This window comes from Sphingobium sp. HWE2-09 (genome assembly GCF_035989265.1).
GTDB lineage: Bacteria > Pseudomonadota > Alphaproteobacteria > Sphingomonadales > Sphingomonadaceae > Sphingobium.
Genome location: NZ_JAYKZX010000001.1, coordinates 687512 through 701731 on the forward strand (window position 1 = coordinate 687512; position 14220 = coordinate 701731).

General features: G+C 59.0%; 14 protein-coding genes. 1 reads left to right on the forward strand and 13 read right to left on the reverse strand.

The annotated features are described in order from the left end of the window. Positions 1-9 precede the first annotated feature (9 nt). The 9 genes from U5A89_RS03170 to U5A89_RS03210 all read right to left on the reverse strand — a co-directional run bounded on the left by U5A89_RS03170 (position 10) and on the right by U5A89_RS03210 (position 9705). Entirely contained in the window at positions 10-1485 is a 1476-nt protein-coding gene (locus tag U5A89_RS03170; RefSeq protein ID WP_338159729.1) for an NAD-dependent succinate-semialdehyde dehydrogenase, read from the reverse strand. Next, positions 1482-2495 carry a dihydrodipicolinate synthase family protein gene (locus U5A89_RS03175; RefSeq protein ID WP_338159730.1) on the reverse strand — a complete coding sequence of 338 codons (1014 nt, stop codon included), beginning with the start codon at positions 2493-2495 and terminating at the stop codon, positions 1482-1484. The genes U5A89_RS03170 and U5A89_RS03175 overlap by 4 nt, the downstream gene beginning before the upstream one ends. A gap of 49 nt (positions 2496-2544) precedes the next feature. Then, positions 2545-3168, reverse strand: a complete 624-nt coding sequence (locus tag U5A89_RS03180; protein ID WP_338159731.1) for a VOC family protein — start codon at positions 3166-3168, stop codon at positions 2545-2547. Between the two features lie 29 nt (positions 3169-3197). Further along, on the reverse strand, positions 3198-4295 hold the full coding sequence (locus U5A89_RS03185) for an ornithine cyclodeaminase family protein (protein ID WP_338159732.1): 1098 nt from the start codon (positions 4293-4295) through the stop codon (positions 3198-3200). 25 nt (positions 4296-4320) lie between these two features. Further along, entirely contained in the window at positions 4321-5130 is an 810-nt protein-coding gene (locus U5A89_RS03190) for an enoyl-CoA hydratase-related protein (protein WP_338159733.1), read from the reverse strand. A 678-nt stretch (positions 5131-5808) separates the two neighbouring features. Continuing rightward, complete coding sequence (locus U5A89_RS03195) at positions 5809-6966, reverse strand: FAD-dependent monooxygenase (RefSeq protein ID WP_338159734.1); 1158 nt, start codon at positions 6964-6966, stop codon at positions 5809-5811. Positions 6967-7153: 187 nt separating this feature from the next. Continuing rightward, a complete protein-coding gene (locus U5A89_RS03200; RefSeq protein ID WP_338159735.1) occupies positions 7154-7981 on the reverse strand; it encodes an SDR family NAD(P)-dependent oxidoreductase in 828 nt (275 codons plus the stop codon). 158 nt (positions 7982-8139) lie between these two features. Next, entirely contained in the window at positions 8140-8919 is a 780-nt protein-coding gene (locus U5A89_RS03205; RefSeq protein ID WP_338159736.1) for a dienelactone hydrolase family protein, read from the reverse strand. A 24-nt stretch (positions 8920-8943) separates the two neighbouring features. Next, positions 8944-9705 carry an SDR family NAD(P)-dependent oxidoreductase gene (locus tag U5A89_RS03210; RefSeq protein ID WP_338159737.1) on the reverse strand — a complete coding sequence of 254 codons (762 nt, stop codon included), beginning with the start codon at positions 9703-9705 and terminating at the stop codon, positions 8944-8946. Between the two features lie 782 nt (positions 9706-10487). Between U5A89_RS03210 and U5A89_RS03215 the strand changes: the two genes are divergently transcribed. Further along, positions 10488-11219 (forward strand): FadR/GntR family transcriptional regulator, encoded by a 732-nt coding sequence (locus tag U5A89_RS03215; RefSeq protein WP_338159738.1) that lies wholly within the window; start codon positions 10488-10490, stop codon positions 11217-11219. A 79-nt stretch (positions 11220-11298) separates the two neighbouring features. On the opposite strand, the gene U5A89_RS03220 is transcribed toward U5A89_RS03215, so the two are convergent. From U5A89_RS03220 to U5A89_RS03235, 4 genes are all read right to left on the reverse strand, one after another. Next, complete coding sequence (locus U5A89_RS03220) at positions 11299-11712, reverse strand: nuclear transport factor 2 family protein (protein ID WP_338159739.1); 414 nt, start codon at positions 11710-11712, stop codon at positions 11299-11301. Between the two features lie 197 nt (positions 11713-11909). Next, positions 11910-12530: a flavin reductase family protein gene (locus U5A89_RS03225; protein WP_338159740.1), complete on the reverse strand. Its 621-nt coding sequence runs from the start codon at positions 12528-12530 to the stop codon at positions 11910-11912. Positions 12531-12604: 74 nt separating this feature from the next. After that, positions 12605-13273, reverse strand: a complete 669-nt coding sequence (locus U5A89_RS03230) for a glutathione S-transferase family protein (protein ID WP_338159741.1) — start codon at positions 13271-13273, stop codon at positions 12605-12607. 57 nt (positions 13274-13330) lie between these two features. Then, entirely contained in the window at positions 13331-14206 is an 876-nt protein-coding gene (locus tag U5A89_RS03235; protein ID WP_338159742.1) for an NAD(P)H-binding protein, read from the reverse strand. Between the last annotated feature and the right edge of the window lie 14 nt (positions 14207-14220).

A 14220-nucleotide genomic window follows, 5' to 3' on the forward strand; every position in this document is an offset into this window, starting at 1 on the left:
TGTTTCTTTCTACATTCCCCCGATACAGATATATTTTATTTCTAAATACTCCTCGATGCCGTGCCGAGAGCCTTCCCGTCCAAGCCCAGACTGCTTAACCCCACCGAAAGGAGCCACCTCTGTCGATATAATTCCCTCGTTCAATCCGATCATGCCCGCCTCAAGCGCTTCGGAGACGCGGAGGGCGCGCCCAAGATCCCGCGTAAACACATAAGCGGCCAGACCAAATTCGCTGTCATTGGCGAGCGCGATGGCATCCGCCTCATCCGAAAACGGCACGAGCGCAGCGACCGGACCGAAGGTCTCTTCCCGGAACACATCCATATCGGCCGAGACCCCGGTTAGAACCGTCGGCTGGAAGAAGGTGCCGCCAAGCGCGTGCCGACTACCGCCAACGGCGATCGTGGCTCCTCTTTCGACAGCATTGGCAACATGGCGCGAAACCTTATCGAAGGTGCCTGCATCGACGAGCGGGCCGATGGCGACATCCTGGGAAAGACCATGGCCGACACGAAGGCGATGTACTTCTTCGCTCAACTGCGCGGCGAAGGCCGGGTAGATATTCCGCTGAACGAGAATGCGATTTGCTGCGATACAGGCCTGGCCGGCATTTCTAAATTTGGCGGCCAGGGTGCCCCGGATAGCTGCCGATAGATCGGCGTCGTCGAAAACAAGAACCGGCGCGTTGCCGCCCAATTCCATGGAACATTTCTTGATCGTGTCCGCCGATTGCCGCAACAAGATGCGGCCGACTTCGGTCGAGCCTGTGAAGCTGATCTTCCGCACCAGCGGGTTGCCGCACAATTGCTGTCCGACGGAAACAGGGTCGGATGTCGTAATTACGTTCAAGATGCCGGCCGGCACCCCGGCGCTTTCGGCCAAGGCCGCCAATGCCAAAGCCGTTAGCGGCGTAAGCTCGGATGGTTTGACGACGATCGCGCAGCCCGCCGCCATTGCAGCGGCGGCCTTGCGCGTGATCATGGCCAGGGGAAAGTTCCAAGGCGTGATGGCCGCCACGACGCCAATGGGCTGACGCAGCACGAGGATCCGGCGATCAGCGGCGGGTGCGGGAATGGTCTCGCCATAGACGCGCTTTGCCTCTTCGGCGAACCATTCGATAAAGCTCGCGCCATAACGGACCTCGGCAAGCGCTTCGGCTAAGGGCTTGCCTTCTTCGGCACTGATCAGCACGGCCAAGTCCTGTTCATTTGTCAGGACCAGATCGAACCAACGGCGCAAGAACGCCGACCGGCGAGTTGCCGGTAGCGCGGCCCAGGCGGGCTGCGCCGCCGCCGCAGCGGCAATGGCGGCCGCCGCGTCCTCTGCGCTCAGATCGGGAACGGCGGTGATGACGCCAAGGTCAGCCGGATCATGCACGTCGAAGCAGGCGTTCCCGTCAATCCATCTGCCATCGACATAGGCTTGAGATCGCAGCAGGCTGCGGTCGCGGAGCATCGGAAGCCTGACGCGATCGGCCACCGTCATGCGGGATGCCTTCCGACGAAAAATTCGCTGTCCGGCAGATCGGTCACGGGAAGGCCGGATTTGACGAGCCCCTGCCGCAGAACGCGCATCAGTTCGTCGGACACGCGCATCGACGGCTGGCGCAACGCACCGCCATTATAGCCGTTCAGCCATGCCTGATACTTCCATTGCAGCCGGTTGATGAGGCCAGTCCCCGCCCATGTGGCAGCCGCGGTTCCGTTCGCCTTGCGGGCCGGCTGGATCTGCCAATATAGCTCGGTCGCCTCATCGAACTCACCGGCCTGGAGATGGCCGAAAATGCGAGGGATCATGCCGCCATAATATTCGGTATTGCTGGTGGCCGAATATTGAATCGGCAATATTTGCGAGAGCGCGATCATGTCGGCCTCGATCGGGCAACTCACCACCGCTTCCTTGCTGAAGAGACGGTGGCATTCGACATAGCCCATAATATTGGGATAGCCGCCCTCCGCCTTGATCGCCACAATGTTCGGGCAGTCGTCGAGCAGTCGACGCAGGATGGAGGACGGGATATCCGAGCCGTGCACACGGCCAAATCCCCATGTGGGCAGGGGAAACAGCATGACAGGCAATTTAACGGCGTCGCAGAACTTGCGAGTATGGTCATAAATGTCTTCCGCCGTCCGCGCATAGAAGCCAGGTGGATATGTCAGGAGGACAAGCGACGCGCCGTTGTCGGCGGCCAGGTTGCTCGCCGCGATATTCTCTTCGATCGTCCCGAAGGCGGCATGCGCCACCAGATCGAGACGATCCCCTGCATGGTCGCGGGCAATACTGCAGAAACGGGCATATTCCTCAACAGTGATCGTCACTTCGCTGACCAGCAACGTGCCTTGAAAGCCACGTTCCACATGGAGATCCAGATCATGTCGGACCGCGGCCTCGTTCAGGTGACGCAGGTCGGACGTAAAGGAGGGGATGGTGACATTCACCACCCCTTTTAGATGTTCGCGCGCCCACGTTCGCAAATCGGCCTTGTCGATCTTCATGATATTCTCGATTCCATCACCTGAGAGATGTAAAGCCGTGCAGGCTTCTTCAGATATTGTTTGGGCCGAGGCCCATTTCCTGTAGGATGTCCATCGGCGACCTATCCAAGGGCGGGACCTTGATAAGATTGCTTAGCGGCTCGCCGGCTTCATAGCGGGCCAGCAAAACTTCTGGATCGAATGGCGCTCCGAGCGGATTGCTTGCATAATCCGGATCATTTTCCAGATAATCTTGCAACTCCTGCGCTGTCGGAAAGCTATCGACCTGCAACTCCACCCGATTCCCATCCGGATCGTCATAATATAGGGAAATCGTATTCCCATGATTGATCGGGAAGCTGGGCAATATGCCCGATGCCTTCACTCTCTTGTAGTTAGCAAGCAGAGAGCCAAGATCGCGAAAAGTGAAAGCCACATGTTCGGTTCCACATGCGTTGGGATCTCGCGGCGCAAGGCGTGGGACCTTCGTTATCGCTATCCTATGATGCTCGTCGTCAAATGTCAGAAAGGAAATATGAGGCGCGGACAAGACTACGCGCGCATTCAATACTTTCTTGTACCAATCGACCATTGGCTCATAATTGTTGGTTTTCAACACGAAATGTGCAAGCTTTTCCGGAACCACGGTGGCCGGATCGGGAAGCGAGCGAACCTTTACGTTAGTGCTGCTCATAACACACCTCTCAAATTTCTCGTTATCGATCACGCATATTTGGTATGAAATTCGAACGGAAACTGGACTGCCATCCCCGTTCGCGATGCTTCCTGATATGCTAGCTCGGCTATCACGATATCCTGGAAAGCGCTTCCTACCGACTTGAAAAGGATATGCCGTGATTGCGCGACCAGGCTATCATGATCCCCCGCCATCAGCCCGTTGAGAGAAATCATCTTCGGCAGAAATTCTATGCCGGCATCCCGCGCCGCCAGCATGTCTCCCGTCTCGTTCGCAACCTCTTCGACGGCGTCGCAAACGATGAGGTCCGCCCCGGCCACGACCGATACGTCTATCTCCCGCTGCTCGGGCATGGTGGAGCCGATGGAAACGACGAGTTTTCCTGGCTCTAGCATATCCGACGTCACGATCGGCGTCTCGTCATGCGACCGCGCCGCCGCGATCAGGACATCGCAATCCCGCGCCGCCGCCTCCCGCGTATCGACCGCGATGGCAGACGACGCATGCTGTGCGCCATGCTGGCTTACGAACGCGTTCCGGCGCGCCGGCGTGGGACTATAGACCGATAGGGAGTCAATCGGCCGGATGGCAGCGAGCGCCGCGAGGTGCGCCCGCGCTTCCTCACCGCTGCCGAGCATGCCGACCCTTAGGGAACCAGCTCTGGAAAGGCGATCGATGGCCAGCGCGGAGGTCGCGGCAGTCCGAATTGCCGTTACCGCCCCCCCATCCACGAAACCCGCAATCAAACCGCTGTCCTGCTCGATCAGCACGATCAGATAGTTGACCATGCGCCGGGTGCCGATGCCGAAAATCTTCGCGCCCATGAATCGGCTGTCGTTCGGAATGGCGCTCATCGTCCGCAACCATCCATGGGCGCCGCGGGCGATCGTGCGAGGCGGTACCTCACGATGCGAATGCGGCGAACTATAGGCATGCCGCAGTTTCGCAATAGCCAAAGGCCAGTCCGATTGCGTCCTAACAGCTTCCGCGCTGACAAACAGTGGACGGGCATCATCAGCCATGCGTTCAATGAGCTCAGCGTTATTCATATTATACCTTTGCTTTGAGTGAGCTGAACCAGGCCATGCGTTGAATGATCTTGGGGAATTAGACACCCGGTTCATGGCTACGCAGAAGATATTGAGCGGGCTAGAACGACCTTGCCGAAGCAGGCACCAATAAATCGGTAAACTTGGGCTTCCGGCGCTCGCGAAAAGCGCTGAGCGCTTCTTTCGAGTCTTCCGCTCCGCTCAAACTGACGGTGAAGCCTTGTTCAAACTCGTATCCGCTCCGGATCGTCATGGTCTCGATCCGGTTCAGTATCTGTTTGCCGATCCGCACGGTGGGGACGCTGTGCGCGGCGATCTTGGCCGCATAGGCAGTCGCGACGTCGACCACCCGGTCCGTGGGGCACACCACTACGGCGCCCCCCGCCGCCGCAAATTCGCTCGCGGGCAGATTCTCACTGGTCAAGAACATGCGGCGGACGAGCGGCTGGGGCGCTATCCTCGCGAGGTGGCGCGCACCGCCCATAACGCCGACCCTAAGTTCCGGCAGGCCGAAAGAGGCGTCTTCGGCAGCGATGACGAAATCGCAGGATGCCGCCACGGCAAGGCCTGTGCCCACCGCAGCGCCGCGAACCGCCGCGATGACCGGCGCCGGACAATCTTGAATGGCGAAAAAAGCTTCCCGCACCCGCCACATGCGCTCCCCGCCATTTTCCGGCGTCATCGTCGCGAATTCATCGAGATCATTGCCGCCGCAAAAATGCTTGCCCTGCCCGGTCAGGACGATGGCCGTGACGTTCGGCAGGTAGGTGTCCGGCTCAGAAAACAGCCGCGCGACCTCGATATACATTTCTCGATCAAATGCGTTGACGGGAGGGCGGGCCATTTCGACCAGCGCGACGCCATCCGTAACAGACGTCTTGAGATACTTGAACGGCAACTCAACCTCCAATATGGCGCATAGTTGATATCATTTATCTTAATTATGCGCACCAAACATGTAATTGGGTCGCTTGTCAATCGGCAATAATGCTTTTGAAGAGGTGAGTGGGCGGGATGTGCGGCGGGCCAGGCTACCTGCCGCGAGCGCAAGCGACGATCGGCCCTAGTACAACGACCGGCCGGAACGTTCCGTCACGAAATAAGCGCAGGCGTGGCCTGGTGGCGGTAGGTGAAAGGTGTCGAGACCCGTTAATCCGGCCTATGTGTCCCAACCGTCTTTAGGTTTCTGGACCCAGGGGCCGCTGGCGACCATGACGACAAATGCGTCGCGGACATTTTTCCCAGGGTGCAAAGCGCCAGAGAATGGGAGCGCTCCGAGGACACTGCGAGCATCCACACCACGGCCATGTTGCCCAACGGAGCAACCGCAATCAGCCCTTGGCGGATAAACTGCGCCGGACCGCTAATCGGGAGAACACAATATCTCGATCCGTGGCTCACCAAATTCAGCATCAGCGACAGACCATGCACTTCGGCGACGACCCGCAACGATCGCCCCATTTTCGCCACCGCCGCTGTCAACGTCAACTGATGGCGTCCGTCCACAGATCGGCTGTGGGGAACACGCCGCCGACCTGGGCGATGCCCTTCTCAACTTGTCGGGAGGGCGTCGCCGATCAACGATCATTCACATCGGAACTGTGGTCGCATCATAATTGAACAGTCCCATCGCCTCGGCATCGGGACCGAATTCTTGTGCATTCTCTCTCATCCAATTCTTTGCAAGTTCTTTGGAGCGGATCTGGACGCTGTTGGCGCGGTCCTTGCGTGCGCGCTCATATCTCGCAAAGGCTTCACGATAGTCTTTGCTGCTCTCCAATGCGCGCCCCAGCACCACCGCATCCTCTATCGCGATGCATGCCCCTTGGCCGAGGAAGGGCGTCATCGGGTGCGCCGCATCACCCAGCATGGCTACCCTTCCATGAATCCATTGGTCCATCGGATCGCGATCACGTAATCCCCATTTGAACAAGCGAGTGGAGGGCATGGCGTCGATCAAGTCCAGGACAGGCGAGCAGAAGTCATGAAACAATGTCTTCAACTCCGCCTTGTCAGCGGGAACCGACCATCCCTCCGGCTCCCACTCAGGCTGTTGGGCAATGGCATTGATGTTCAACACGGACCCGTGGCGGAGCGAATAATGCAGAAACTGCCGCCGGGGACCGATATACATGGTGTAGGGGTGCTGCACGGTCTGAGTGGGAACGTCAGACCATGGCAGAACCACCCGATAGGAGACAAGGCCGATATAACTTACTTCCTGTGCTTCCGTTACGGCCGTTCTGACCCTTGACGAGCATCCGTCGCAGCCGATCAGCAAATCGCCGCTGGCTGACGCGTCATTGGCGAAGTTGGCAGTGACTTGATGGTCGTCCTGCGTCATGCCCACAAAGCTGTGATCGAGGCGGATACAGTCGGGATCGTTAGCAAGGACGGCGTCCTTGAGCACCGAATGCACATCGCTTCGATGCGCGTGCAGCGAAGGCGCGCCATATTTTTCCGGATGGTAGGAGGTGTCGGGAGCGACAAAAGTCTGCACGCCCTGGATATTATTTATGCGAAACTCGGGGATGGGGTCAGCCAAGGATATTAGTTTGTCAGCCACGCCCAATCCGCTCAGCGCAAGCATGGCGTTCGGCGTGATCAGCACGCCGCCACCGATATCGCGCAATTCATGCGCCTGTTCGAAAACGGTGACCTTAAAACCAATATTCTGCAGTGCCAGGGCAGCAGACAGTCCACCAATGCCTCCGCCTATGATCAGGATATTCGAGCATTCAACCATCTAAATTCTCCCAGAGGCATGAAAAGAAGAGAATGACGCAAGAACCAAACTACCAATGGACTAAACCACTCGCCGTATTGGGCATGTATCGACCCTGCGCCTGCCGCATCGCACACATATCGGATGCTGAACTGCTGATCGACATACGAGCAGGCTTCAACGCAGCCGCCTGGCCGCCTGCCACCGGTTATGCAGATTCCTGGACGACTGAAACGCCTCCGTTCTCGCGGGTCCGCGACGTGCCGGTGGTAAGGCCTCCGTCGATCACGAGATTGGCCCCCGTCATGTAGGAACTCTCGTCAGACGCGAGGTAGATGGCCGCCGGCACGATGTCTGCGACGGTGCCGAGCCGGCCCAGATAGGTACGGTCTGAAAAATAGGTCTTCATCGATTCCGGAAGGTCGTCCAACGCCGGTGTCAGGATCACGCCTGGGGAAATGCAGTTGACCCGGATGCGATGCGCGCCGCCTTCGGCGGCGAGTTGCTTAGTTAGCGCTATGACCGCGCCTTTCGCCGCCATGTGGGCGGATTGGCCCAGATTGGCATCCGCGGACAGCCCCGCGACCGACCCGATAGTGATGATGCTGCCGCCGCGCTCCTGAAGGTGTCGCCATGCGGGATGAATGACGTCGAACACCATATCCACTTCGTTGCGGATCGTAAAATCCCAAAGCTCGCGGGTCATTTCGTCGAAGGGCGCAAATTCCGTCGCCGCCGCGTTATGATAGACGACATCCAAGCCACCCATCTGCGCGACGCCCCAGTCCACCCACTCCCGCGCCTTGCCAGAGTCTGAAAGATCGACCGTCAAGCCGACGGCCTCAAATCCCTCTGTCCGCAGCGTCTCGGCGGACGCCTCGGCGGTTCCCGCCATGCGGTCGCACCCGACGGTAATGGCACCTTCCATACTGAAGGCGCGCTGCACGGCGGCGCCCTGCCCTCCCCCCGTGCCCGTGATCAGCACGCGCTTGCCAGCCAGGCGACCTGTCGTCGTTATACTCGCGATTTCCGCCATCGGTTCAGACTCCGAACATTGAAAAATAACGGTAAAGGCTGCCGGGATGGCGCCTAGCGCCCGAGCAGGCCGGGGAGACTTCTGAGAAGCCGGGATGGCGCAGCGCGATGACAGCGCGACGGTCACAGTGCAGGCGTCCCGACGGGATCACAGCAGCTTCAAAATATCTCTTCGAAGAAAGTCACCATCGCCTGCCACGATCGCCGGTCAGCGACAGCATCATATTTCACGCCGGGGATGCCCAGTGCGTCTCTGGCGGCGATCGTGAAGGCATGCACGACCCCGCTGTAAGAGATCATCTGGCAGTCAATATTCGCTGCGGACATTTCCTGCATGAATTCGATGACCGTTGCCGATTTGAGGTCACCCCCCTCGCCGCCAAAAGCGAGTTCCCCGGTGCCGCCGGTGCCGCCATAATCGTCGCCGCCGTGGAGAACGAGAAGCTTTGCCTTGACCATGCCCGAAAGTGCCGGTTTCGGTGTCGCGAGCACACCGTGGAAGGTCACGCCGGCAACCAGATCAGCGCCGGAACGCACCAGCGCCATGACGACACCGCCGCCGAAGCAGAAGCCGATCGCCGCGACGCGACCATCGCACCGCGGATGCGCCTTCAGCGCTTCCACCGCAGCGGCAGCGCGCCTTGCAATCTTTTCGGGATTCGCCAGCCAGGATGCGACCACGTCCACCGCGTCGGGAAAGGGCGGGGGCGCGCCTTCGCCGTAGACATCAGCCACGAGGGCCACATATCCGAGTTCATCGGCTAGTCGAATGGCTCGATCGATCGGATGATCTCCGGGTTCGGACAGATCGCTAATGCCAAAAATGTCCGGAAACACGACAATACCGGGGCGGGCGTCGGTACCTGATGGCAGGACCAGCCGGCCTTTGCAAATAACGTCGCCATCCTGATAGTCGGCGGGTTCCAATTGATGACTCATATTCAACTCCTGTTCCCTCGCGTTTCAGAGGCAATGCCCGTCGGCCAAACCGGCGTCGATCAGGACCGTCTGCCCCGTCATTGACGTCGATGTCACGAATGTCAGAACCTGTGCGGCGATATCCTGCGGTTGGGTCGCATGGCCAAGCAGCGAGCGCTTGCCCGCCGCCTCCTGCGTCGCTGGATCGACCGCACGGTTCGACATCCCGGTGTTCATGACGAACCCGGACGCGATGCAATTGACGCTCACTTCGGGCGCCATAGCAACCGCCAGGCACCGCGTAAGGTGATTGAGTCCAGCCTTGCTCGCCGAATAGGCGATGCTGCTGCCAATCGGGTGCAGTCCGCCCACGGATGATATGTTGACGACATGTCCGCCCCCGCCTGCCTTGAGCAGGGCGGCGCAGGCCCGAACCAGCAAGAACGGCCCGCGAAAATTTGTTTCCGAGATGCGATCCCAAATCTCCAGCGTCAGGGCATCCAGGTCGTCAAAGGGAATTCTGATGTTCCAGGCGGCGTTGTTCACCAATATGTCGAGCCGACCGTGGTTCTGCTCGATGGCGCGCGCGCAGTGCGTAATGGCCTCGGGCGAACGCTGATCGAGCTCCATCATGTATATCTTCCCGCCCGCCGCAGCGATGGCGCTGACCGTTGCCTCAGCCTGGGCGCCAGCCTCGATGTCGGCAATGACCACCGTTGCGCCAGCCTCGCACAACTGTCGCGCTATGACGCTGCCTATACCCCCGGCTCCGCCCGTCACTAGAGCAACCTTGTCATTGAGTTTCATGAGCTTTCCATAAGTTAATGAGCACCAGCCGGATCCAATGGACTTCCGCATTCAGATTCCTGCCAGAGCCAGTCCTAAATTCGGCAATCTATACCATCGAGTTGATGACGTTCATTCGGCTCTCCACCGACCGGTTAAGCAAGTGACTTCTTCGCATCGCCCCTCGCTCCATCTCGACTTCAGTTGAGGGGCCATTCAAAGCTCGCCGCCCCCCAAAAAAACCTAACCGTAGCACCGTATCTGAGCGGCGAACCATAGCCAGACTGCAACGATTTGGTGAACGCTTCGGAATGGGGCCGCGCGGTGTTGACAATGACGGCATAAGCTTCGTTCACAAGTAGCATACGCATTAGAGCCCTTCTTCTTTTTACATTTCTAGCCCAATATGCTAATTGGTGTCAACCAAACACTGCTCAGATGCGCATCCATTATGCCGCCGATGGCTTCAAATTCGGTGCATTGGTAGAGTATGATTGATGCGCCTTCACGAAAGGTAGCATTGTCAGGTTACACCCGTTTTTTAGATGGCGCCTCCCACCAGCGCTCTGGAACCTAAGCTGCTCGAGCGCCACGCCGTTCGAAAGCATCCTCAGCCAGCAAGTCGCGGGTAACTTAGAGAGGGGCGATTTGCCCGAGCCGCAGATCAATCGTGCATCTGGACAGCGCACAAATCATGCAACACACCGGATGAGAAAGCGGGTGTCGCTTCGTAGATACGCCCGGCAGCCCTATGCGGATGCGGTTGTCCCGGATGCGGCAATAGCTTATGTCGGTTTTTTAAAGTGGCTGATTGGTTAAAGAAAATGACAGCGGTGCGGTCCCAACCGGGAGCAAAAAGAGGACGCGATGAGCTTAATTCCGATATAGAAAAGGTAAAATCGTATATCCGGCTGGCGCGCGAACGTGGTGAAGCCCGCCTCCCGCCAGAGCGAGATTTTGCTGAGCAGATCGGATTGACTCGTAGCCAGCTACGTAGCGTACTAAGACGGCTGGCTGAAGAAGGTTCGATTTGGCGAGTGGTCGGCAGCGGAACTTATTTCGGCATGAAACCGCTTGTTGGAGGCAGTGCGAGCCGCACCAATGATTTGGCCGAGCTGACAAATCCCCGTGAGGTGATGGAGGCCCGATTGGTTCTCGAGCCGGTTCTTGCGCGATTTGCGGCAACGCGCGCCCGCCGCGAAAATATGGACGAGATTGAGCTGTGCATGGAGCGGATGCGCAATAGTCAACATCAGTCCGACTGGGCGTTCTGGGATCGCCGCCTTCATCACGCGATTGGACGTGCGGCAAACAGCATGCTGCTTCTGGCGCTCCTCGAATCAGTGCAGATGAATATGAACCGAGGTATATGGGGCGAGTTGAACGATCAATTGCACCAGAAGCGCAGCACGGCAACATCCATGGCTGACCACGAAGCAGTCGTCGATAATATCCGAAACCGGAATCCAGAAGGTGCATTCCGCGCGATGGAATCACATCTTCTAAGAGTTCAAGATACGTATTTCAATTCTTGATATTATAAACTCGCTACCGATGCCACGAGCTGCAAAGCCTTTCTGTATGACAATCACGATCGCTAGACTTCAGCGATGATCAGATCATGTCATTACCGTTTACCGAGTGAGACGGAATTTTCTGATAGGCGTCCCAGTGCTCGACCAGCTTACCATCCTCGACACGCCACACATCGAAGAAAACGTGACGCATTGACTGAGGATCAGCCGGAGCGGGCTCGTCCGGCCAGTGGAAGCCAGTCGTTTCGGACTGCGACCACACCAGATCGCCATCCGCACCCATCTTGTGGCGGACCCACGAAAACCCATCGCACAGCGACGCAATGCGTGCGAACTCGAGATACCCCTCCTTGCCATTAGCAAGGCGAGGATTATGCTGCCGGTAATCGGTGGGATGGCAGTATTTGTCGAAGGCCACTTCCGGTCCCAGACCACTAAGGGTTTCGTCGAGGAAATCAGATACCAATTTCTTGTTCTTCTCGCTCTCGGTCATGCCATCGTTCCTTTCCGTTGCGGCGGAGTGTCTCAGCATGTCACTGCCGCAACGTTTAAGATTGTCATCTCATATCAGTTCGACTTTGTACCGAGTATTTGCGCATCATAATGTCCCCTATACAGGGACACGGTCCGAATAAGGTTTTAGCGTTGATCTCCCCCGTCCGATTGACGGAAATGATATGGCACATCGGGTTAGACATCCGGTCGATCAAGCCTGAACAGCTGGCCCGCATCAATCTCGAAATAGTCGGCAGGGCCACCACCGCGCAGGATCGGACGCGCTCGCGTGGTCTGATATACGCCGTCTTCGATCATTGTCCGGTCAATATGAATCGCTACCGCTTCACCCAGCACCAACCATGCCGGCACCGCCGCATCGCCCCGGTTCTTGAGCTGCACGATCTGGGTGACGACGCACTCGAATTGCACGGGGCTTGCCGCAACGCGGAACGGGCGCACATTGGCCGCAGGCAGGGTCTCCAGCCCCGTCAGTTCGAACTCGTCCACATCCGCCTGCACCATGGCTGCGGACGCATTGACCGCTTCGGCAAGATTTCGCGTCGCCAGGTTCCAGACGAACTCGCCTGTCTCGCGCGCATTGATGAGGGAATCCTTTTCGCCAAGCGAACAGAAGCCGACGATCGCCGGCTTGTAGCTGAACAGATTGAAAAAGCTGTAGGGAGCCAGATTGCGCACCCCTTCGCGTGAGACCGTGCTGATCCATCCGATCGGTCGCGGGGCGACGATAGCGTTGAGCGGATCGTGGCGCAGGCCATGGCCCTTCGTCGGCTCATAAAAATGCCAGTCAGTCATACCCGTCCTTTGGAAAAGGGGCGCAGACCGCTTTCAGAAACGGACGGTCAACATGCGAAGGCACCGGGCGCGCCTTATGAGTCGCGCCAGTGCGGAGGATAGGCTTCGTCATAGCCGGGCATCGCCTCCATGCGCGCCACCCAAGCACGGAGCGCCGGCAGTTGCGCGTCGAGCGCGTCCAGGCCAATCCCCAAGCCGATTGCGTCCGGCCGAGCCGCCACACGTCGGAGCAGTTGAATGTTCGGCAGAGCGACAATGTCTGCTGCGGTAATATCGTCGCCTGCCAGATAGGGCGCGCAGGACAAGGCGAGATCCATCCAGCCCAGCGTGTCGACGACCCGGACCGCAGACGCGCGCACCCCCTCGGGATTATCCCCGCCATTGCCCCGCAACAACGGGCGCACGATCTCAGTTTCGATGAGATCGCGCGCGTAATTCTCGAACTCCCATATGCGGTGCCATATCCGGCCATGCGCGTCGGCCGTTTGGCCGAACAGCGGGATGGCGGGATGCGCAGTGTCCAGAAATGCCAGGATAGCGACGGATTCGCAGATGACGATGTCGCCGGTCTTCAGAACCGGCACCTTGCCACGCGGGTTGAGTGCGAGGAATTCGGGCGACCGGTTCTCCTGCCTGCCTGAATCGAGGCGGCGGGAAACATAGGGCACTCCCCGATATTCGAGCGCGAGCAGCACGCGCCAGGCATAGGGACTGCCGCTGATCCAGTAGAGTTCATGTTCCACTTCGTTTCCCCTTCATATGGTAACGGATACGGTCAATCGCCGCTACGCCGCTCGCCGCTATCGGAATTGCGCGATATTCTCGCGCAGCCAAGCGCCGACGGATCGCGGCGCCGCCCCGGTCAGGTCCGCGACGGTGGCGGTGGTTTCAGCCAATACCGAATCCCGGAACAGGTGATCGATGCCAAGCAGCACGTCGGCAACCAGATCGGAGAGACCAGATCGAATGAGAACGGCGCGATGCTCGTCAGGGGATCGGTGGCGATAGGTGACGGGCCTGCCCAACAGGCGAGACAGTTCGTCCGCCACTTCGGCCATGCTGACCGCCGCCGACCCGGTAAGATGCCACGCCCGCTGGACATGAAGATGCGCCGCGTCGAGCAGCGCGACCCGTGCCACATCGGCCACGTCGCGGCTGTCGATCAGGTTGACCCGGCCCTCGCCTGCCGCGCCGCCCCAGCTATCGCGCGCGACCGGTGCGCCGGCGCGGGCCAATATTTCCATGAACGAGGATGGGCGCAGCAATGTGTAGCCGATGCCGCATCCAGCCAGATGCGCCTCGATCGCCATGTGCCAGTCGAAAGGATGCAGCGCTGAGGCTGGGCCCATCACCGACAGCTTCACGATATGCTGGACCCCCGCGCTGCACGCCGCATCGATCAGCGCGATTTCGTGCGCCACCTGATCCGTCGATGTGCCATGTGCGAGGAACAGGCGATCGGCGCCACGCAGCGCGGCGGCGAGCGATGAAGGGTTCGCGAAATCAATCCTCGAAGTCAGTACCTCAACGGGTAGGCTTGCGGTTTCAGGCTCCCGCGACAGCGCGACCAGATCGACCGGGTCGTCGATCAGGCGGCTGACAAGAGCCTTACCCACGCGCCCGGTCGCGCCAGCGATGGCAATGCGTGGGCGGTGGGCTACGCTATTGTCGGACATGGCCGATCCTCCTC

Excerpts from the sequence above, each read along its gene's own strand:
- U5A89_RS03220 (WP_338159739.1), bottom strand. The coding sequence starts at position 11,712 with ATGACCGAGAGCGAGAAGAACAAGAAATTGGTATCTGATTTCCTCGAC.
- U5A89_RS03205 (WP_338159736.1), bottom strand. The coding sequence starts at position 8,919 with ATGAGTCATCAATTGGAACCCGCCGACTATCAGGATGGCGACGTTATT.
- U5A89_RS03180 (WP_338159731.1), bottom strand. The coding sequence starts at position 3,168 with ATGAGCAGCACTAACGTAAAGGTTCGCTCGCTTCCCGATCCGGCCACC.
- U5A89_RS03175 (WP_338159730.1), bottom strand. The coding sequence starts at position 2,495 with ATGAAGATCGACAAGGCCGATTTGCGAACGTGGGCGCGCGAACATCTA.
- U5A89_RS03210 (WP_338159737.1), bottom strand. The coding sequence starts at position 9,705 with ATGAAACTCAATGACAAGGTTGCTCTAGTGACGGGCGGAGCCGGGGGT.
- U5A89_RS03170 (WP_338159729.1), bottom strand. The coding sequence starts at position 1,485 with ATGACGGTGGCCGATCGCGTCAGGCTTCCGATGCTCCGCGACCGCAGC.
- U5A89_RS03185 (WP_338159732.1), bottom strand. The coding sequence starts at position 4,295 with ATGAACCGGGTGTCTAATTCCCCAAGATCATTCAACGCATGGCCTGGT.
- U5A89_RS03225 (WP_338159740.1), bottom strand. The coding sequence starts at position 12,530 with ATGACTGACTGGCATTTTTATGAGCCGACGAAGGGCCATGGCCTGCGC.
- U5A89_RS03200 (WP_338159735.1), bottom strand. The coding sequence starts at position 7,981 with ATGGCGGAAATCGCGAGTATAACGACGACAGGTCGCCTGGCTGGCAAG.
- U5A89_RS03195 (WP_338159734.1), bottom strand. The coding sequence starts at position 6,966 with ATGGTTGAATGCTCGAATATCCTGATCATAGGCGGAGGCATTGGTGGA.
- U5A89_RS03235 (WP_338159742.1), bottom strand. The coding sequence starts at position 14,206 with ATGTCCGACAATAGCGTAGCCCACCGCCCACGCATTGCCATCGCTGGC.